Raw genomic sequence first — 19076 nt, forward strand, 5'->3', positions numbered from 1 at the left:
CGCTTTATTACCCACTCCCGACTCCCTACTCCCGATTCCCTAATCCCTATTTCTTTTTAAGAGAAACTAATGATGGGACAAAAGCAGAGAGTCGTAGATGAATTATCTTGGCTTGATTAAACAAGCCATCTTTGATTAAGTGAGGCAGAGCCTGAGGTCTGACATTGTAAATATTGTTGTCTATGACCTTTACTTTGCCTCCTTCTTGCTCGAAGAAACCCGATTGTAATAACTGGTTGAAATAGTACTGGTCACCAAAATGTCCTGCTCTCATATCTGAGTCATCTTGTTCTGACATCAGAGTAATCCAGCCATCAATCATTTTAGTAATGAATTGGCATTTTTTTAAGGCGAATACTCCTGTATTAATGTGTTTATGTGATTTATAGCCAATAAATTTATAGGGTTGTTTACTATAGTCAACATTAGGTTCTTTTGCTATACATAAATAACAGTCATCAAGAAACACAAAAATATCGGAAATATCCCCAATTACCAAGGTATCTGTATCCATAAATAAGGTTTTTTCGTAAGGACTCATTTTCAAGATATCTGCTTTGAGTTTATGAGGATTTTTGTTTCTTTTTAAAGGATAGACTGTACAGCCATCTAACTCCCCAATGGCGCAATCGGTAAATAGGGATATCGGGATGGTAGGATTGGATTTCTTGAAAAATTTATAAGCATTAAGAAATTCTCGTTTAAATTTTTCCCCAATCGCTAAATAAATTACACCACAGTCGTGGCTTGAGGACATCAAGTCATTCTTTTGACTAGGGTTTTCCTGGAAACCTTTACTATGGTTTTTACTATGGTGTTTATACAGACCTTCTAATAAAGCCTCGCCAAAATTATCCTCTGACCACTGGAAGTTAGGGTTAAGGGACATCCCTAAGCGATACTCGGCTACTGCTTCAGCTGCCATGGCTTTTCGGGCTAGGGCTTTGGCTAAGGTGATATGATACTGATGGTGATCAGGGTTGAGGTCAATGGCTTTACGGTAAAATGCGATCGCAGCTTCGAGATGACCTTGTTTCTCCAAGACTTCCCCCAAGTTGTGATGAGACGAAGATATCTTGGGGTTAAGCCCAATCCCACGACGGTAAGCGATAATAGCTTGGTCAAGCTGACTATTTTCTGTGTAAGCTTCCCCTAATTTATGCTGAAAGCCGCAGAAGTATTGTGCCTTTTCTGGTATTGCCAGTAAATCAATTCTCTCAGTGTTGAGGCTGGTCTTTGGTTGTATTGGTTGTAACTCGTAATCATGTCGCCTCAGAAAATCGTAAATCTGATGTCGATTCCCGAGGGTTCGTTTAAATACTTGCTCATTAATCTCAATCACCATCCGAGGTTGATGTTGATATATCGTCTCTTCAGCTCCTTTGAGGGCTTTTAACTCCCAACCTTCTACATCAAACTTGATCAAGTCTAGCTGGGTAAACTCAAAGGAATCTAATGGAACCGCTCGAATGGTTTGTGAGTTATCGGAATAGGAGCAAAAACTCTCTCCTGTGTTTGGTCTAATCACCAAATTCAGGGTTTCTTCTTGGTCTGAAAGGGCATAGTTATAGGATTCTGCCCCTGGTACATTTAATTTGAGACATTCATAAGCTTCTGGCAGGGGTTCAAATGCTAACACTCGACCAGTTATCCCAACTTTATTCAGGTAAGCAATGGTGTGATCGCCAATGTTGGCACCAACATCTATGGCAACACCACCCCTTGGTATATGAGGTAAAATCCCCCTCAACAGTGATTGATCGTGATCTAAGCGTCCTACTTTTGGTATTAATTGAGTCCTATAGGTGTCATTTTCAATTAATGCAATACCATTCCAAAATTTGATTGCCATAGTTAAGTTTTAAAGGGAACAGGGAATAGGGAGCAGGGAGTAGGGAGTAGGGAGTAGGGAGTAGGGAGTAGGGAGTCGGGAGTCGGGAGTCGGGAGTCGGGAGTAGGGAGTAGGGAGTCGGGAGTCGGGAGTCGGGAAAAAATCCTGGGCTTTTCTAGAGTCGTTATGATAAATTAATACCTAAAGTATAGGCAAAAGGCAAAAGGCAAGAGTCATAAATTAGTCTAGTTTATTTAGTTTAGTTTATTAAAACTAGATGCCATTATTCTAGTTTATTATTTAAGACTTTATCAAAAAAAATTTTGCCTATTGCCTATTGCCTATTGCCTTCCCCTCCTGGGAGGGGTTAGGGGTGGGTTCCTCTTGCCTATTGCCTATTGCCTTCCCCTCCTGGGAGGGGTTAGGGGTGGGTTCCTCTTGCCTATTGCCTATTGCCTTCCCCTCCTGGGAGGGGTTAGGGGTGGGTTCCTCTTGCCTATTGCCTCTTGCCTTCAAACTTTTCCCTATTCCCTATTCCCTATTCCCTATAATCCTCAAGAGAATTCTCTCATTTTAAGCCAAAAGGAAGCGCCTCCTTTATTAACACCAGTCATTTCCGGGGATTGCCAAAGGGATGACATTATGGCTTTTAAGTATGGATCGTACCCGATGAAAGCGTTTGGCAAAATAATATCAAATTTACTACCTTCTGCCAAGAGGTAGGCGGCTAATACATACTGTTCAGAATAATGACGCTTTTCCCATTTTTGAGGATAATCATAGGGTAAAAATATATTATGAAATACTACAATAACCCCAGGCTTCAACTTGTAAAAAATATCTAAAAATATTACTGTAGCATCGGAATTCATAAATATTCGATGGGAATTATCTACAAATAATATATCCCCAGATTCCAGTTGATCAAAAATAGCAATATCGACAGTTTCTACGGGCTTTCGAATCACTTCATCACAGATTAAATCAACTTCTGCTCTCGGCTGAGGATCGATAGATATAATCTTAGTGTTTAGCCCACCATCCTTAATCGCTCGCCTAGCGAATTTTGTAGAGTTTCCTGACCCAACTTCAAAATAGAGTTTAGGCTTATTCAAGCGTATAATACTATAAAGGGAGACGGCATCAAGACCAGGGAGCCAGGGATTGAATAATGATGGCTCTGGGGATTGCTCTTTTATGGCTTTATTGGCGAATTTCAGCAGATTTTCCTGGTATTGCAAAAAGCTATTGAGATAAGTTTTGTAAGTGTCTCTACCTCGATTAATTATTTCATACAGCTTGGGATGAGGAGGCTTACCATGCCCATATCTCGATTTTTGATTTATGGGATAATCGAAATATAGGAATGTGCCTTTATAGGATTTTTCAGTTTTCATTTTTAATAGCAGTTATCAATTTGGTGAGGTAGTTTTGTCTTGGGGAGTCGGGAGTCGGGAGTCGGGAGTCGGGAGTCGGGAGTCGGGAGTCGGGAGTCGGGAGTCGGGAGTCGGGAGTCGGGAGTCGGGAGTCGGGGTAACAAAATTGACTGTACCTTATAAGTATCAGAAACGCTATAATTACACTAGTCAGTAGTCAGTTATCAATTTGAAGACGGTGGGTTACGGCGCGGATAAAAACTGATTGATAATCCTTCAAAATCCTGGCCGCGCCTAACCCACCCTACGAAAAATCTATATCAAGGTTGTTCGCCTTTGGCTTTCCCGTAGGCGATTCGGTGTAGGGTAGGTTGAAGGTTAGAAGGTTGAAGGTTAGAAGGTTGAAGGTTAGAAGGTTGAAAGTTGTTCGCCTTTGGCGTTCGGTGAAGGGTAGCTTGAAGGTTGCCTCTTGCCTTTTGCCTCTTGCCTCTTGCCTCTTGCCAATAGCCATGCATGCCTCTTGCCTCTTGCCTCTTGCCTGTTCCCTATTCCCTATTCCCTACTCCCTAGCTTGCCTTGTTTTTCCAAAACCCTGGTCAACTGAGCCTTTACTTCATAATTTTCGGGTTGGATCTGGAGGGCGATTTGGTAGAAAATGATGGCTTGGTCTAACTGATTTTGTTTGACTAATGTATTGCCTAACTGTAGATACAGTTCAGGATCGTTGGATTGTATCCCTAATGCTTTGTGATAATTATCGAGATTATCTGGATTAGTCCTAATGGCTCGACGATAACAGCTGATTGCTTGATCTAAATCTACCTGGACTCTTTCTCGAAGCACATTTCCTAATTTTTCGTGTATCTCGGGGTGATCTGGCTTTAACTGTATAGAGCGACGGTAGGACGCTACTGCTTGATCGGACTTTCCCAATTGAACCAAGACACTTCCTAAACTACTGTGTAACTGAGGATGGCCTGGATTTAATTCAATAGCACTGCCATAGGCGGTAAGGGATTCATCCCAACGCTGGAGTTTGCTGAGGGCATTTCCTAAGTTTTGGTAAAATTCAAAGTACTGGTTGGGGCATAGGGCTATGGCTTGGTTTAAGGCAGCTACTGCTTCGTCTAATTTGCCGTGTTCGGTTAAGGCTAGCCCTAAATTATGGTGAGACCAGGGATTATAAGGATTGAGTTCTATGGCTCGCTGGTAAGCTGTTGCTGCTTCATGCCAATTCTGTTGTGTTAAGAGTAAATCCCCTAACCAATGGTAAGATTCACAACAGTTGGGATTGATATCGAGAGCATAGCGATAGGCTGCGATCGCTTCCGCTATTTTTCCCTGTTCTCGCAAACTATCTGCCCATTGGTGAGCGGCTAGCCAAGGGTCTTGTGATGGGGGTTCATAATCTGGTTCTTGCCACTGTCCCAATTCTTCCAATGCTTTGCGCAAGGGGTAGTATAACTCAGGATTTTCTGGGCTGAGGTCAATGGCACGACCATAAGCGGTAACTGCTTCCTGCCAATGCTGGAGTTGGGTGAGAGCCTCCCCTAATTTGTGGTAAAACTCAAAGAACTGGTTAGGGGATAGGGCTATGGCTTCTTGATAAGCAGCTACGGCTTCTTCTAGCTTCCCTTGTTGGGCTAAGGCTAAGCCTAAATTATGGTGAGTCCAAGCATTGTAGGAATTGAGTGCTATGGCGGATTGGTAAGCTGCTGCGGCTTGCTCCCAATTCTTGTTTTCTCGATATAAATCCCCTAGCCAATGGTGAGACTCAAAGCGGTCGGGATTGGTTTCAATACCATCGCGATAGGCTGCGATCGCTTGCTCCAATTGTTTGGTTTCTCGCAGAGCATCCGCTAAGCTCTCTTTAACCCGATTTATGCTGGGGTTAATGGCTATAGCGCTACGGTAAGCGGTAATGGCCTCATACCATCGAGTTTGCAAGCTCAGACTATCCCCGAGATTTTGGTAAACCCAAGCTGGCTGGTCTTGATTTAGTGCGATCGCATTTTGGTAAGAGGCGATGGCATCGTCTAAATTTCCCTGTTGCTGCTGACATTGTGCCAAGTTAGGATATACTACTTTCCCATTTTCTGGGTCACACTGACTTGCTTCCTGGTAAGCGCAAACTGCTTCATCAACTCGATTGGTTTGCCTCAGAGCATCCCCGAGATTTTTGTAGATCCAAAACGGATGGCTAGGATTGAGTGCGATCGCATTTTGGTAGGATGCGATCGCGTCTTCTAAATTTCCCTGTAGTGCTTGAGCTTGTCCTAAATTGTGATAGAAATCCGGATGGTCTGGCTCGAACTGCATCCCGTCCTGGTAAGCCACCATCGCCTGATCCAGTTTTCCTTGGGCCCTCAGAGCATCCCCGAGATGTTTGTAGACCCAAAACGACTGTTGGGGATTGAGGGCAATTGATTTTTGGTAGCTTGCGATTGCACCTTCTAAATCCCCCTGCTGAGCCTGAGATTGTCCCAAAAGGTGATAAATTCCTGGATTATCTGGCTGTAACTCAATTGCTTCCTGGTATGCTGCAATTGCTTCACTCTGTTGTCCTTGCTGTCTCAATTGATTTGCAATACTTACAGAAGTTTCAACCATAGCTAGTTCTATTTGGGAGCGCATTCTAATACTGTTTCTTAATACTGTTATTTAACGATTGTTAAAAACTTGTATTCGAGCTAGCAGTTTTTAATCGAATTGATTGTGGTATCTTAATGATTCCACCAAGACTATCTTATAGCTATAATATTATAGCTATAAGATTATAGCTAATCAATTCGATTTTCTTATCTAAAATAGCGTTTGTATTGGAGATGTAAACCTTTAAGGTCTTTTTTTCTTGGACAATAAAACTGAGGTTCTCTTTACCCTCTTGCCTTTTGGCTCTTGGATCCATGGCTTTTTCGGCAAGAAGTGTGTTTACAACTCATCTACAAACTCTATAACAATACCATCAATATCAACGATTAGCAATCAGCACAATGGCCCAACTGTTGTATATCAAGCCAGAGATTCAACCAACCCTAGGCATCAGCATTTTCACGGTGCCTAAGCCTTTTATAGGTATGATTGGTATCATCCAGCACAACGCCATTACCAGCTGGACTTTGCTCAAACCTAAGCCAGAAATCATTTTATTTGGTGATGAAATTGGTACAGCCTCCATTGCTGAAGAGTTAGGAGTTAATCATGTTCCTGATATCGAGTGCAATAGCTATGGTACTCCTCTACTGGATAGTGTGTTTGCCCAAGTCCAGGAGCAAGCAACTTACGATATCATCACTTACATCAATGCTGATATTATTTTACTGAAGGATTTTACCCAAGCCATTGAACAGGTCTGCCAACAGCTAAACACATTTTTAATCATTGGACGACGCTGGAATCTTGACTTGTCCAATCCCATAGAATTTCAGTCTCCCACCTGGGAAGACACCCTGAGTCAACAGGTCTATCAGACCGGTTGTTTAGGTGCTCATGATGCCAAGGATTACTTTATCTTTCCTAAATATTTATTTCGTAGTATCCCTAAGTTTGCGGTAGGACGGGGATATTGGGATACCTGGATGGTAACTACTGCTGCTATGAGGGGCTACCCCATAGTCGATGCCAGCGAAGTGGTGATGGCAGTGCATCAAAATCATACCTACGCTCATCTGATGGGGGGCAAAAATGAGGCCCATATGGGCAAAGAAGCGCAACAGAATAAAACCATTGGCAATGTGCAAGCACAAGGAACGATTGCTGACAGCACCTGGCAGCTAAAACCCTGGCATGATCAGGATTCACCACGAGTTAGTGTGATTATTATTGTCCAGGACTTACGCATTTGCCCCCTAAATCCCCCAAATTTGGATCTCCCAAATTTGGGGGACTTTGAGATCATTCCCCCCAGAATTGGGGGGCTAGGGGGGCGAAATCAACTTAACCGCGTAAGTCCTGTTGTTAATAGTACTAGCGCGTTAGTTAACCGAGCATTGGAGAGTGTGGTGGCTCAAAACTATTCCGACTATGAAATTATTGTGGTGGATAGAGCGGTTAATCAGGGAGTAGGGAGTAGGGAGCAGGGAACAGGGAACAGGGAACAGGGAACAGGGAGCAGGCAGGGATCCCCCCTAACCCCCCTTAATAAGGGGGGAACAGGAAGTAGGAACCTTAATAAGGGGGGAACAGGAAGTAGGAACCTTAATAAGGGGGGAATTGTTATTAAAGAGGGTTATCTAGCGGGATGGGATGGGGGATGCGTTCGCGTAGCGTGGCCAACGGCCAATCGCAAATGGGGGGCGTTGTGCGATCGCGGTCTTGAGATGGCCCAAGGAGAATTTGTAACCTTTCTCGATAGTGACAGTGTTTTACTACCAGATGCCCTAGAGAAACAAGTAGCAGCATTTGATCGGGAATCCTCTACCCTGGATTTACTATTGAGTGGGTGGCAACTGGTTGAGGGAGACAAGATCACCGAGGTCACGCCATGGCAAGACTTACCAGATTTAGAAGACTTACACATCTGGAAGTTAGAGAAACTGTGGCAACCGTTGCGTCAAAGTAATATTATGTTTCGTCGCAGTCGTTTAGACCTAGTAGGGGGCTTCAATACGGAATTAAATCAAGAGGCTGCGATGGTAGAAATAGTATTAAATTTAGTATTTTTGAGAGGAAGCCGAGCCCTCTGGTTGCCAGAAGCAACTTGTAGCTATTTTGGGCAAAGTAATACTATTCCGGAACAGTCTAGTCCAGTTGCTGAAGATATGAAAGAGGTGATTGATAGTATCTTTAAGCAACCAGCAGTCAAGGGATGGATGCAAAAATTAAAAGCTAGAGCTTATCGTTTTGAGTAGGGAGTAGGGAATCGGGAATCGGGAATCGGAACCCACCCCTAACCCCTCCCAGGAGGGGAACGGGAATCGGGAATCGGGAATCGGGAATCGGGAATTATGCTTTCTAAATTCTAAATTCTAAATTCTAAATTCTAAATTCTAAATTCTAGATTCTACATTCTGCATTCTACATTCTACATTCTTAATTATACATTCTTAATTCTCATATCCATACTTGATAAAAATAGCTTTAAAACATTCATTAAGCTTATCAATAGTAGCGGGCTTTAACTTTTCCTTATAATCTCCTGGGGTGACTTTACGGATGTGTAAGGCGGGATTTTCTTTAGTTGGAAAAATATCGTGCTTCTTAGCTATTTCTTCTATTTTGCTATCCTCAAGCTCTAATTCTAAAAACGTGATAATATCCGCAACCCACTGACGCTTATTGAAAACGATATCTTCATACCTAAAAAGTTTGAATAACTGATCTTCAATCTTGCTGTACTTTTGAATTATGTTGCGAAATATAGGTGCTTGTTGAATCGCATACTGGTCTATATCCATATCTTGTAGTCGCTGGCGATTTTTCCAAAGGGCATCACCTACCTTACCTGGGGGAATAACATGACTGTTCTTCATGGAAAAATAATGGGATACTACAATATCCCTAGGATCCCGGATTAGTAAGATTTTTTTGAAACCACTCAAATCGAAATGATTAAGATAGGCAGGGAGATATCGAGAGCCGTAAAAGCCATATCCAGTTTTGACAAAAAGGTCACATATCTCCTTACCAAAGGCACTTTCTTCTACCCCTTGATTAAAGGAAGTCTTGGCAACACTAATCAGTGGTATAGTTAAGGTAAAACCGATATCTTCAATAATTTTGTCCTGCATCACACTCCCTGATTTGTGGAGCGCGAACACGAAGAAACTAGGAATATCACCAGGGGGAGGTACCTCAAGAGAAACTTTCTGATTGTCTCGTGTATATATAATTTTTTCCATTAAACCTCTTTAAACTCTTCTCCCTACTCCCTACTCCCTACTCCCTATGTCAAGATTTAACTTATTATACTAGGTACTGAAGAATATCCCATTAACCGTAAGCATTCAGCTATCAGCTATCAGCTATCAGCCAAAAACTTGTGGCTAGGCTACGGGTTATGCCCATAGCGCACACTAATTGTGCTTTTGAATAATATAAGCCATTCCGGTAGCGTTAGCCTTGGCCACGCTACGGGAATGGCTGACGGCTGTTCGCGCAGCGTGAGCTAAAAGCTCACGGCTGACGGCTGAATGCTTACCATTAACCTTCAGCTGCTCCAATCGTAACTGATTTCACTAATAGGCTAGCTAATCTCGAATCAATGGATGATAACTGACCCACCCCTGGTGATTCAATCGATAGCACAAATGGAGCGTTTAAGGTTAGGCGGCCAGAGGGAATAATTCCTTCAAACACCCAAGATTTATCGGATTGTTCCTGAACCTCTCCATCAATAGCGTTGCCATTTATCTTAACTACCATATCCCTAATAAACCGTTTCTCAATCGCCATCATTCCTGAAACTCGCACTTGAAGCGGCTTGATAGTATTAATACCGTCAATAATCACACTACCTACTTTCTCCATCCAGCGAACTGGTGTGCCATTTAATGTTTCAGGTGATAACCAACCGATCCCATTGAGATGGTCATCCATAAGGATAGATAATTCATTGTGTTCCCGCAACGGTTCCCAATCGAGTTGCTCTGTAAAGGTAATTCTCTCAATCAGTACCCCTAAATGACGATTGGACTGATCAACATGATAGGTCTCGGTCTTCAGGGAAAATAAATTGAAGCCTTCAAGTAACGAAATCGGTAGGGTAAATACATTAACTTGATCGATCCCAGAGTGATGCACTGCCACCCGCAATCCTAACTTACCCTGTTGCCAAACTTCAAGGAACTGACCCTGGGAGACGTTACGGCAGGCAATGACTAGCTGACCTTTCCTGGGATTATCGGCAATGATGGCAAACTCTCCCTCTGGCCAAAGTAACCACTGGCTGGGACGAAAAAGACCAATTTCTGGCAAGGGTGGTTCTAATGCTCCAAAACCCTGACGGGTATAACCTTGAATACCAACCCCAGAGATAATACTACTGTTGTTTTTGGGAATGCCGCTTTTAATGGCTAGGGGTTGAGTAAGTTTGGGAGAGTCTACTAAAAATTTACTTGCCCTCGGAATTTGGAGCTGATCGACCCAACCGCTTTGGTCTAAGGCCACCATAAAACTGTGATAGCTCGACTGTAAGGAGAAGTGGTTGGCTATATAAATAGCTGCGGTTTTCCCCAACAGGTCTAATTTGTGGGGGTCATAGTATAATTCTTTGATTACCTTAGCTAAGGCTTCTGGGGTTTTTTGGGTCACTACTCGTCCTGAGACTCGATTCAAGATGGCTTCTTTGACACCACCTACTCCATAGCCAATGGCTGGTGTGCCACAGGCTGCGGCTTCTATAAAGGTTTGACCAAATGCTTCTTGAAGGGATGGCCCAATAAATACATCCGCAGCGCTGTAGTAACATGCTAGAATAGAGGGGTTCTCGATATATCCTGTACTCCAAATATCAAGGTTTTCTGCGATCGCAGAGCCATGACCAAAACTAACCAGTAGGATATCATCGAGATTGGCAATGTCTAGGGCTTTGAGTAGATACTTAAATCCTTTGCGCTGATCCTTTACAGATTGACTACCAGTGAGTATAATAAATTTATCGTGAGGTAAATTTAGCTGGCTCCGACATTCTGCCTGGTCTAAGGGCCGAAAGATATCTAAATCGATGCCATAGTAAATGCTCTGAAATTTGCTTTCGCATTCTTGGAAATTCCTTCGAGGGTGGTGATAGTCAAAGGCATAACGAGCCCAATTAGTCGTCCAGTGACTATCCCCTAGCACTAACAAAGTTTTATAGCTCCCTAAAAGCCGGTGTTTTTTACGAAAAGCATCGGCTATTTTCTCTGATGCTAAGCTCGGGTATTCATGGCTAGTGGGACATTCGTGATCACATAGGGTGGTATAATTCTCACAATCCCCTACATAAGCACAGCGTCCGGTCAGTAACCACTGGTCGTGCATCACAAAGATGGTGGGGAAATTACTGGTAAGTATTTCCAAAATCTCCAAGGGATTGGTCATATTATGGATATTGCCCACTACGACTAAATCCGGATTGACACTAGCAATTAATTGATAAACCTCTGACCCTGTGCAGTCTACGGGAGTTAATGACCAGTCTAATGTGCCAGCAACGGGAATTACTTGATGTCCTGCTAAGGCTAAGGATTGGGCAATGCGTTGGTGAGCAATCCCAGCCCCTCCGAGAAATCCGGTATCGTTGAAGCACACAATGCGGAGGCTGTGGCGTTGCCCAGGCTCTTCTGTCGCCTTAGACTTAGGACAGTTGAATTTAGTCCGCAGTGCCTCTGATACCGATAGTAATTCCGGCTCATACTTATCTTTAGTGCTAGTCTTTTGGTTTTCATGGATACGGTATTGAGCTACGGGATAACCAATTACCTGCAAGGTGGCTCCAATAGCCGCAAATCGCGCCCACAACTCGTAATCCATACTGTAGAAGAGGGCTTCATCTACTGATGCCCCACACTTTTCCCAAATGGTGCGGGTAAACATAACTTCTGGCTGATAGAAGAATTTCCCTGTTAGCCAATTCCTTTCTACATCTAAGATTTCTTCAAGGGACATCAGTCCATTAGCACAGGATGTCAAGTGTTGTTCTAGGGCTATGCCATCCTTAAACAGTTGACAGACACCGGCTACCACATCAGCACCACTGGTATAAAATGCTAGGGCTACCCTATATAATGCTCCTGGGGCTAATCGGTCATCACTATTAAGCCACGTCAAGATTTCCCCAGATGCGATCGCAAATCCTTTGTTCAAGGCTTCACTTTGGCCACTATCCGGTTCACTAACCACATAGGTAAGGTGGTCTCGGTATTGATTAACAATGGTGATGGTTTCATCAGTAGAGCCCCCATCAATTAGGATATGTTCGACATTGGGATAGTGCTGATGAATCACTGATAGAATAGTTTCTTCGATAAACTCACCTTGATTCATCGAAGGGGTAACAATCGATATCTTTGGCCAGGGGCTGCCATCGGGGAGAGTTTGGGGGGGATGAAAGGGTTGAAGGAAAACGTGAGGCCACTCAGAGCTATCGTCTTTTGTCCTAAGCTCTGAATTGATTGGTTCAAAGAGCAACCTAGAGCTATCGTCTTTTGTCCTAAGTTCTAAATTATTAAGCTCTGAATTACTATATTCTGAATTACTATATCCTTTTCGTTCTAAGGCTTCCCCTAAATTCTGGTATACGGAAACATGAAGACTGGGGTCAATATCAATGGCTTGTTCGTAAGAGATAATGGCTTCATCCCACTCGCCAATTCTGGCTAAGGCTTCACCGAGATGACTGTAGGCTTTAGCAAAATTCGGGTCAAGTTCGATAGCTTTACGATAGGCTGCGATCGCATCAAGCCACTGTCCAGTTTTTGCTAAGGCTTGTCCCAAGTTATAGTAAGACCAAGGCCAATCGGATTTCACCTCAATCCCATGGCGATAGGCAATAATTGCTTCATCCCATTGCTCCAATGCTTGTAGAGCATCACCTAAATTTTGATAAGACCAGGGGAAATCTGGCTTGAGTTCAATGGCTTTTCCGAACACATCGGCTGCCTCTTGCCACCGTTCCAATTTAAGCAAGGCATCGCCCATGTTGTTATAAGACCAGGAAAACTCTGGCTGTATCTCAATGGCTCGACGGTAAGCTGTTACTGCTTCTTCCCACCGTTGCTGCTTAACTAAGGTATCTGCTAAATTATGATGGGCTTGTGCAAGATTCGGTTGCAGTTGAGTGGCTTTGAGATAACAAGGGTCAGCTTGCTCCCATGCTTCTTCCTCTGTGAACAGGTTTCCTAAATAGAAGTAAGCTTTAGCATCTTGGGGATTGTTTTGAACTGCTTGCTGATAAAGGGTTAGCAGCTCTTGCTCTTGTCCTTGTCCTTGTTTTTTTAGCAAATCCCCTAGTCGATGGTAAGCTTCAGACAAATTAGGTTTCAATTGAATTGCCTGACGATAACAAGCTATCCCTTGGGTTAATTTCCCTTGGGCGGTTAAGGTATTACCCAAATTCAAGTGTTCTTCAGCCGATACCGTATTCGGTTCCAATGTCAGGGCTTGATACCAATAATCTGCTGCTGCTTCTGGTTGATTGGTTTGAGTTAGAACTTTTGCTAAGTTACGGTAAGCTCCAGCAAAGCTGGGATTAATTGCGATCGCTTTTTGATAACATGCGATCGCATCTTGCCACTGTTGCCGCTGAGCATAAGCACTGCCTAAATTTGCCTGGACTTTAGCTGAATCTGGATTTTGTTGAGCTGCTTTGATAAACGACTCAAGCCCTTGATCTCGGTCTAAATTAGGGCGTTGCTGAATTGAAGTATGAATGCGCGATTGTTTAGTTTTCGCCAAGCCCCCTAAATCCCCCAAATTTGGGAGATCCAAATTTGGGGGACTTTGAGAGTTTTGTTCCCCCCAGCGAGGGATTGCTCGCTGGGGGGCTAGGGGGGCAAAATCATACCCAGAATCAGCAACGCCTAAATTAGACTCAGAGGCTCTAGAGTCAGGAAGTTGAGGTAGATGATTGCTTTGAGAGGGTCGTGGTGTGCGATCGCGAATCCTGTCCAATTGGTCTCGGTCTAATTGCTCTGGCTTTAATTGCTCTGGCTTTAATTGCTCTCGGTCTAATCGTTCTGGAGCAGTAGGGATAGGCTTTACCGTTTCATTGGTGGGATTAACCGTGATTTGAGATGGGCTAGGCACGATGGCAACAGTTGATGCTTTTATCGCCCCTCCTCTGTAACGTTTAGGGGGATTGATTGACACCTGCTGCTGCTTCTGGTTGTCTACCAATTCAGGAACAATAGCCTGTTTCAGGGCATCAGAGGAGTTAGCTTGATTGTGGGTGTGACCATTTATCTGACCATTTATCTGAGAAGCTGGTAACTCAGAAGCTGGTAACTCAGAAGCTGGTAACTCAGAAGCTGGTAACTCAGAAGCTGGTAACTCAGAAGCTGTTAACTCAGAAGCTGGTAACTGAGAACCGGTCCGATAGAATTGGAGTAATTTACGATAGTAAACATTTGCCTCTTGCCATTTCCCCTGGCGATTCAAGGCTTCTGCCAGGTTTTGGTAAGCTACCACCGACTGGGGATTCCGCTCAATTACCTGGCGGTAACAAGCGATCGCTTCTGTTACCAGACCTTCCTTAAATAACTGATGTCCTAGATTAAGGTAGTCCTCTGGTTTAGCTTTATCCAACTCTAGCATCAGCTGATGATAACAGCATTTAAGGACTTCCTTTTGGTTTCCCACCTCAGTCCATACTTTAGCTAAGTTGCGATAAGCTCCAGCCAAATCGGGTTTTAGCTCAATCGCCTTTTGATAATATGCGATCGCATGTTGCCAATCCTGCTGACCGGCATACAAGCTACCGAGATTAGCATAAACTTCGGCAAAATCCGGCTCAATTTCCAAAGCTTGGCCATAGTAACCCATAGCTTCAGTAGTCTGACCCATGAACTGTAGCGCATTTCCCCAAATCTTGTAAACCTGGGCTGTATCTGGGGCAATTTTAATGGCTCGCTCACAGGCTGCGATCGCCTGTTGCCATTGTCTTTGCTTCAAGTAAGTCTGCGCCTGTTGTAGATAAACCGTAACTGCTTCCAAAAGACCTCCTGACTGATATTGTTTACAGTGGCGCTCACTAGAGCTAGGAACACATTGACCTATAGATGGTTCTCTTGATTGTGACTGATCCAACTCGATGGTTTCTAGTCCAGCCAATTTAATTGCTTTGCGATAGTAAGCAGTGGCTTGATCGAATTGACCTTGTTGCTTCAAGGTTGCTCCTAGGCGTTGGTAACCCAGACTCGATTTAGGGTCTAGTTCAATGGCTTTGTGATACTGGGTCACTGCTTCATTTAGTTGACCTTTTGCCCACAGGTAATCCCCATGATTTATACATGATTCTGCTGTTTTCTGTTCTCCTGCTAAGGGAATAGTTTCTAGTTGCGTAGGCTGATTACTGTGATGATTCTTGTGTTGTTCTCTAGATGCTTCTGATGTCGATAACCAGTTAACTAACGCAACAGGGGGGAGATGACCATTATTCCCATGCCAATGGTGATAATGGAGTCGATGGGGAGTGAGCAAGGTATCTTCTGCCATTGAGGGCAGCAGGCCATGTTTGGGGGATGCCGAACTAGTCAGAAAGTATCGTTTGAGTCGATGGAACATTTCCAAAGGCAACAGAGAACAGCTGATCTGGGAGTAGGGAGTAGGGAGTAGGGAACAGTAGTCAATATCTAATTATTAGATATCGCTAGGAATTATATCTAATAATTTTTAAAAAATGGGTTAATCAGTTATTGCTCACGCGGTTTTGTTAACGACATTATTTGCAAACGAAATTATTAGCAGATAAGTCGCAATTATTGGTGTGATTCAATTCACAATTAGGCACACCTTTACCGAATTTTTACACAACTTTTACAGAAGCTTCATACTATAGCTGTCAAAAGAGTTACTTTATTAACAGTCTCTGAGACTTAAATAACCGATGAGAAAAATAGTGGTTGGGGTAATGGGGCCCGGTGACAAGGCCACTGCTACTGACATTAATCGTGCTTATCGTCTCGGTCAACTCATTGCTGATAATGGCTGGGTACTGCTAACCGGTGGCAGAAATGTGGGAGTGATGGATGCTGCCAGTCGGGGAGCCAAAATGGTTGGTGGGTTAACTATCGGGATTTTACCCAGCAACGACACTAGGGCCATGTCTGATGCTGTCGATATTGCCATCGTTACGGATATGGGCAATGCTCGCAATACGATTAATGTACTCTCCAGTGATGTGGTGATTGCCTGTGGAATGGGAATAGGAACAGCCTCGGAAATTGCTCTGGCTCTCAAAAGTTGGAAAAAGGTTGTTTTGTTGAGTGACCATCCAGAGAGTCAAGAGTTTTTCTGTAGTCTGTCCCAGGAGAATGTATTTCTGGCAACAAGTCCAGAGGCTGCTATTGAGTTGGTTAAAACTATTTTAAGTCAGGATTAAATCTGTTTCACACCTAGGCCGGATCACAAGTAGTGTGTCAGTGCAACAGTTTTTTTGAGTGATTACAAATGCGTTCGCGTAGCGGCTCCAAAGGAGCATCGCACTGGAACTAATGCACAAAAGATACTGAAGACCCCCTATAGAGAAAGAAGACTAAAGAAATAAGTGTAACGATTTCGGACAATGCTCAAATTTAAATCTCTAGGCTTATCGATTATTTCCGCCTCCGTTGTTTTCCATAGTCAAGCACTTGCGTGTGTTCCCGAGTCTGTACTAGACCGGTTTACTAACTTTTATTTTTGGCAGGCTAATCCAGAAATGTCAGACAAGAATATCAAGTCTCATCAAACACAGTACAAAAAAGAGTGGTTAGCTATTAAAAAAGTTTTGAAAGACAGGATTGTCTGGAGGGAAATACCTAGCTGTTATGCTGATGATGTAACCTATGATTATGACTTGAAGGATTACCGGGAGACAATTACAGCATTAATCGATGCGGTATTCTATGCTAGTCACCCTGAGTTAAAGGGGCGTAAGTTAAGGCCAAGTGAAACCCACCTAGTTCGAGAGTGGAACTCGATAAAACAGAGTTTTTCATTTAGTTGGTGCTAGTGAGCTGGCGTTAATTAATAATGGAATGAATTGAAGAGTCTTGTATAATAGGCATCTTGCTTCTAATCTTTTTAGGCATCTTGCCTGTTCCTATTTTGGCATTACTTAATAATGGAATGAATTGAAGAGTCTTGTAGAATAGGCATCTTGCTTCTTCCTAATCTTTTCCGGCGGGCAGGATGCCCACCCTACTCCTATTGATTTTAGGACTTACGCATTTGCCCCCGTGGGGACCAAATGCGTAAGTCCTTTTCTAAATTCTACATTCTAAATTCTACATTCTACATTCTACATTCTTAATTCAAAAATGTTGTTCGCCTTTGGCGTTCGAGTAGGGTAGGTTGTCAGGTTGAAGGTTGTCAGGTTGAAGGTTGCGGCAGGAAACGGGCAAGATGCCCGTTCCACCAAGATGCCCGTGCCACCAAGATGCCCGTTCCACCAAAATGGCCATTCCAGCCACCTGGTCAAACAGCTTTAATGAGATGTACCCCTACTCCCTTGCCTATACTTAATTATAATTATTAAGCGGTTTTGCATTTAAATTAGATATTCTTCCGTTAGAAAAAACTCCCTAGTCAATCACAGCAAAAGCTTAAAACTTTCTTTGGTAACTAGTAATTAAAAATATCTTGACAAATAATGTTATGTATGAATTGAAGAAGCGGAGGCTCTCTAATGCCAATCACAGCAAGAGATTCAAGTTTTATAAAAAATCAATAAATAAGGTATTGACAAATAGTGTTCTATATGAAGTGGTGACGACAGAACTCTGTATGCCAAAAAAAAAGTAAAGAATTGTATACAATAAGTGCTGATCAAAAAAAAAGTCTGGTAATCTAATTATGGTGGATGTGTTAATTGAATAAATTGACAGCCACTAAACTGTTAACCGTAAAGGATGATTCGATATGCAAAATCAAGAATCCAATACTCAAGTCAAACCATTCTTCGCTCAATTCCTAGAAGAGCAACAAGCCGCTCCTGACCAATCTCAAGATACTCATGGTCAGCAAACCCTGAAGTATCCTTCTGATTATGAAGAAGTTGAAACCCAGAAGTATCCTTCTGATTGGGAAGAAGGTTAATAAGGAAGATTAAGAGGTTCTTTTGAAGAATTGTAACCTTTAATAAAGGACTCAAGAATCTATAGACAGTGGTCGTGTTTATAAAAAAAATACGACCACTGAATTTGATTAAAAGTCTAAAAATATAACGATTGCGCTTTCCCAATGGAAAAGAAAAAGTTTTATGTCTTCGTCCGGTGACTTAATTTTATTACTTACCCACAGTGGTGACTTTTTCACAATAGATAGAGTAGCAGAAGCCTTGTCAAAAAAAGGGGCGCGACCATTTCGCTTCGACACAGATAAGTTTCCCTTAGAGGTGCAACTCAGGGCACAGTTTGATCAATCCCAGAGCAGCTATAGGCTGAAATATGGCGCTGAAGTGATCAGTAGCGAGGACGTAAAAGCAGTTTGGATGCGCCGTATATGGCAACCTAACCTAGGTGAAAATCTTGATCCCCAGTTCCAAGAAAGTTGTATCCGGGAATCATTAGCAACATTATCAGGACTTTGGGATAGTCTCAGAGGAGTGCGATGGATTGATGATTTAGCAAAAGCCGGAGCTGCTAACAATAAGCAGCGGCAATTGCGGGTAGCTTCTGAGGTGGGTCTTGTGATTCCTAAGACTTTAATCACCAATGATCCAGAAGCTGTAAGGGAGTTTTTCCAACAAGTGAAGGGGAAAATGGTAACAAAGCTGTTAAAGGCTTTGTCCTACAGTATGGAATATACTCCTTTTTTCCTTTATACCAGTATTGTTAAAGAAGAGGATTTGCTGGATGCTGAATCCCTGCGCTATTGTCCGATGGTGTTTCAAGAGCAAATTCCTAAGCAGTTGGAACTGCGAGTAATATTTGTTCAGGGCAAGGTATTTGTAGGAGCGTTAGATTCGTCTATTTATGAAAAATCCACAGTTGATTGGCGTCAACCTAATGCTGAAGTAGGGGCATGGCAACACTATGAGCTGCCTGATGAAATTGTAGATCGAATAAGAGCTTTGATGGATTACTTTGGCTTACTTTATGGAGCCTTGGATTTTATCGTGACACCATCGGGAGACTATGTGTTTTTAGAAGTTAATCCCGGAGGGGAATGGGGAATGTTAGAACGAGATTTGGAACTCCCCATTTCTAATGCGATCGCAGAAGCTCTGATTTCCTAGAAGCTATAGACCC

Annotated in this window: 15 protein-coding genes; 6 read left to right on the forward strand and 9 right to left on the reverse strand. The window is 43.0% G+C overall.

Going from position 1 to position 19076, the window contains the following annotated elements; genetic code table 11:
* Nucleotides 1-46: 46 nt before the first annotated feature.
* The gene (locus F6K64_RS02880; RefSeq protein ID WP_287264789.1) at nt 47-1852 is read right to left on the reverse strand and encodes an FkbM family methyltransferase; all 1806 of its coding nucleotides are present in this window, start codon (nt 1850-1852) and stop codon (nt 47-49) included.
* A 316-nt stretch (nt 1853-2168) separates the two neighbouring features.
* Here F6K64_RS02880 and F6K64_RS02885 point away from each other — a divergent pair, with 316 nt between their 5' ends.
* Entirely contained in the window at nt 2169-2408 is a 240-nt protein-coding gene (locus tag F6K64_RS02885; RefSeq protein ID WP_287264790.1) for a hypothetical protein, read from the forward strand.
* On the opposite strand, the gene F6K64_RS02890 is transcribed toward F6K64_RS02885, so the two are convergent.
* The 4 genes from F6K64_RS02890 to F6K64_RS02905 form a co-directional block, all read right to left on the reverse strand.
* Complete coding sequence (locus F6K64_RS02890; RefSeq protein ID WP_008181867.1) at nt 2386-3228, reverse strand: class I SAM-dependent methyltransferase; 843 nt, start codon at nt 3226-3228, stop codon at nt 2386-2388. The genes F6K64_RS02885 and F6K64_RS02890 overlap by 23 nt on opposite strands.
* Nucleotides 3229-3230: 2 nt before the next feature.
* Complete coding sequence (locus F6K64_RS02895) at nt 3231-3371, reverse strand: hypothetical protein (RefSeq protein ID WP_287264791.1); 141 nt, start codon at nt 3369-3371, stop codon at nt 3231-3233.
* Nucleotides 3372-3527: 156 nt separating this feature from the next.
* On the reverse strand, nt 3528-3722 hold the full coding sequence (locus F6K64_RS02900) for a hypothetical protein (RefSeq protein WP_287264792.1): 195 nt from the start codon (nt 3720-3722) through the stop codon (nt 3528-3530).
* A 37-nt stretch (nt 3723-3759) separates the two neighbouring features.
* Nucleotides 3760-5817 (reverse strand): tetratricopeptide repeat protein, encoded by a 2058-nt coding sequence (locus F6K64_RS02905; RefSeq protein ID WP_161603145.1) that lies wholly within the window; start codon nt 5815-5817, stop codon nt 3760-3762.
* Nucleotides 5818-6200: 383 nt separating this feature from the next.
* Here F6K64_RS02905 and F6K64_RS02910 point away from each other — a divergent pair, with 383 nt between their 5' ends.
* The gene (locus F6K64_RS02910; RefSeq protein ID WP_008181870.1) at nt 6201-8057 is read left to right on the forward strand and encodes a glycosyltransferase family 2 protein; all 1857 of its coding nucleotides are present in this window, start codon (nt 6201-6203) and stop codon (nt 8055-8057) included.
* A gap of 195 nt (nt 8058-8252) precedes the next feature.
* Here F6K64_RS02910 and F6K64_RS02915 read toward each other — a convergent pair whose 3' ends face one another.
* The 3 genes from F6K64_RS02915 to F6K64_RS02925 all read right to left on the reverse strand — a co-directional run bounded on the left by F6K64_RS02915 (nt 8253) and on the right by F6K64_RS02925 (nt 15408).
* Complete coding sequence (locus F6K64_RS02915) at nt 8253-9047, reverse strand: sulfotransferase domain-containing protein (RefSeq protein ID WP_008181871.1); 795 nt, start codon at nt 9045-9047, stop codon at nt 8253-8255.
* Nucleotides 9048-9221: 174 nt separating this feature from the next.
* Nucleotides 9222-9368 (reverse strand): hypothetical protein, encoded by a 147-nt coding sequence (locus F6K64_RS02920; protein WP_154659734.1) that lies wholly within the window; start codon nt 9366-9368, stop codon nt 9222-9224.
* Entirely contained in the window at nt 9349-15408 is a 6060-nt protein-coding gene (locus F6K64_RS02925) for a tetratricopeptide repeat protein (protein ID WP_287264794.1), read from the reverse strand. Before F6K64_RS02925 ends, F6K64_RS02920 begins: the two co-directional genes overlap by 20 nt.
* 322 nt (nt 15409-15730) lie before the next feature.
* On the opposite strand from F6K64_RS02925, the gene F6K64_RS02930 reads away from it, so the two are divergent.
* Nucleotides 15731-16225 carry a TIGR00725 family protein gene (locus F6K64_RS02930; RefSeq protein ID WP_287264796.1) on the forward strand — a complete coding sequence of 165 codons (495 nt, stop codon included), beginning with the start codon at nt 15731-15733 and terminating at the stop codon, nt 16223-16225.
* Nucleotides 16226-16408: 183 nt separating this feature from the next.
* Entirely contained in the window at nt 16409-16837 is a 429-nt protein-coding gene (locus F6K64_RS02935) for a hypothetical protein (RefSeq protein WP_008181875.1), read from the forward strand.
* A gap of 301 nt (nt 16838-17138) precedes the next feature.
* Here F6K64_RS02935 and F6K64_RS02940 read toward each other — a convergent pair whose 3' ends face one another.
* Nucleotides 17139-17288 carry a hypothetical protein gene (locus F6K64_RS02940; protein ID WP_287264797.1) on the reverse strand — a complete coding sequence of 50 codons (150 nt, stop codon included), beginning with the start codon at nt 17286-17288 and terminating at the stop codon, nt 17139-17141.
* A 457-nt stretch (nt 17289-17745) separates the two neighbouring features.
* On the opposite strand from F6K64_RS02940, the gene F6K64_RS02945 reads away from it, so the two are divergent.
* Both F6K64_RS02945 and F6K64_RS02950 read left to right on the forward strand, forming a co-directional pair.
* A complete protein-coding gene (locus tag F6K64_RS02945; RefSeq protein ID WP_008181876.1) occupies nt 17746-17922 on the forward strand; it encodes a microviridin/marinostatin family tricyclic proteinase inhibitor in 177 nt (58 codons plus the stop codon).
* A 163-nt stretch (nt 17923-18085) separates the two neighbouring features.
* The gene (locus F6K64_RS02950) at nt 18086-19063 is read left to right on the forward strand and encodes an MvdC family ATP-grasp ribosomal peptide maturase (RefSeq protein ID WP_287264799.1); all 978 of its coding nucleotides are present in this window, start codon (nt 18086-18088) and stop codon (nt 19061-19063) included.
* The last annotated feature ends 13 nt before the right edge of the window (nt 19064-19076 follow it).

It is taken from the genome of Moorena sp. SIO3A2 (assembly GCF_010672265.1).
Lineage (GTDB): Bacteria > Cyanobacteriota > Cyanobacteriia > Cyanobacteriales > Coleofasciculaceae > Moorena > Moorena producens.

Excerpts from the sequence above, each read along its gene's own strand:
- F6K64_RS02880 (WP_287264789.1), bottom strand. The coding sequence starts at position 1,852 with ATGGCAATCAAATTTTGGAATGGTATTGCATTAATTGAAAATGACACC.
- F6K64_RS02890 (WP_008181867.1), bottom strand. The coding sequence starts at position 3,228 with ATGAAAACTGAAAAATCCTATAAAGGCACATTCCTATATTTCGATTAT.
- F6K64_RS02900 (WP_287264792.1), bottom strand. The coding sequence starts at position 3,722 with ATGCATGGCTATTGGCAAGAGGCAAGAGGCAAGAGGCAAAAGGCAAGA.
- F6K64_RS02905 (WP_161603145.1), bottom strand. The coding sequence starts at position 5,817 with ATGGTTGAAACTTCTGTAAGTATTGCAAATCAATTGAGACAGCAAGGA.
- F6K64_RS02910 (WP_008181870.1), top strand. The coding sequence starts at position 6,201 with ATGGCCCAACTGTTGTATATCAAGCCAGAGATTCAACCAACCCTAGGC.
- F6K64_RS02915 (WP_008181871.1), bottom strand. The coding sequence starts at position 9,047 with ATGGAAAAAATTATATATACACGAGACAATCAGAAAGTTTCTCTTGAG.
- F6K64_RS02925 (WP_287264794.1), bottom strand. The coding sequence starts at position 15,408 with ATGTTCCATCGACTCAAACGATACTTTCTGACTAGTTCGGCATCCCCC.
- F6K64_RS02930 (WP_287264796.1), top strand. The coding sequence starts at position 15,731 with ATGAGAAAAATAGTGGTTGGGGTAATGGGGCCCGGTGACAAGGCCACT.
- F6K64_RS02935 (WP_008181875.1), top strand. The coding sequence starts at position 16,409 with ATGCTCAAATTTAAATCTCTAGGCTTATCGATTATTTCCGCCTCCGTT.
- F6K64_RS02940 (WP_287264797.1), bottom strand. The coding sequence starts at position 17,288 with ATGGCCATTTTGGTGGAACGGGCATCTTGGTGGCACGGGCATCTTGGT.
- F6K64_RS02945 (WP_008181876.1), top strand. The coding sequence starts at position 17,746 with ATGCAAAATCAAGAATCCAATACTCAAGTCAAACCATTCTTCGCTCAA.
- F6K64_RS02950 (WP_287264799.1), top strand. The coding sequence starts at position 18,086 with ATGTCTTCGTCCGGTGACTTAATTTTATTACTTACCCACAGTGGTGAC.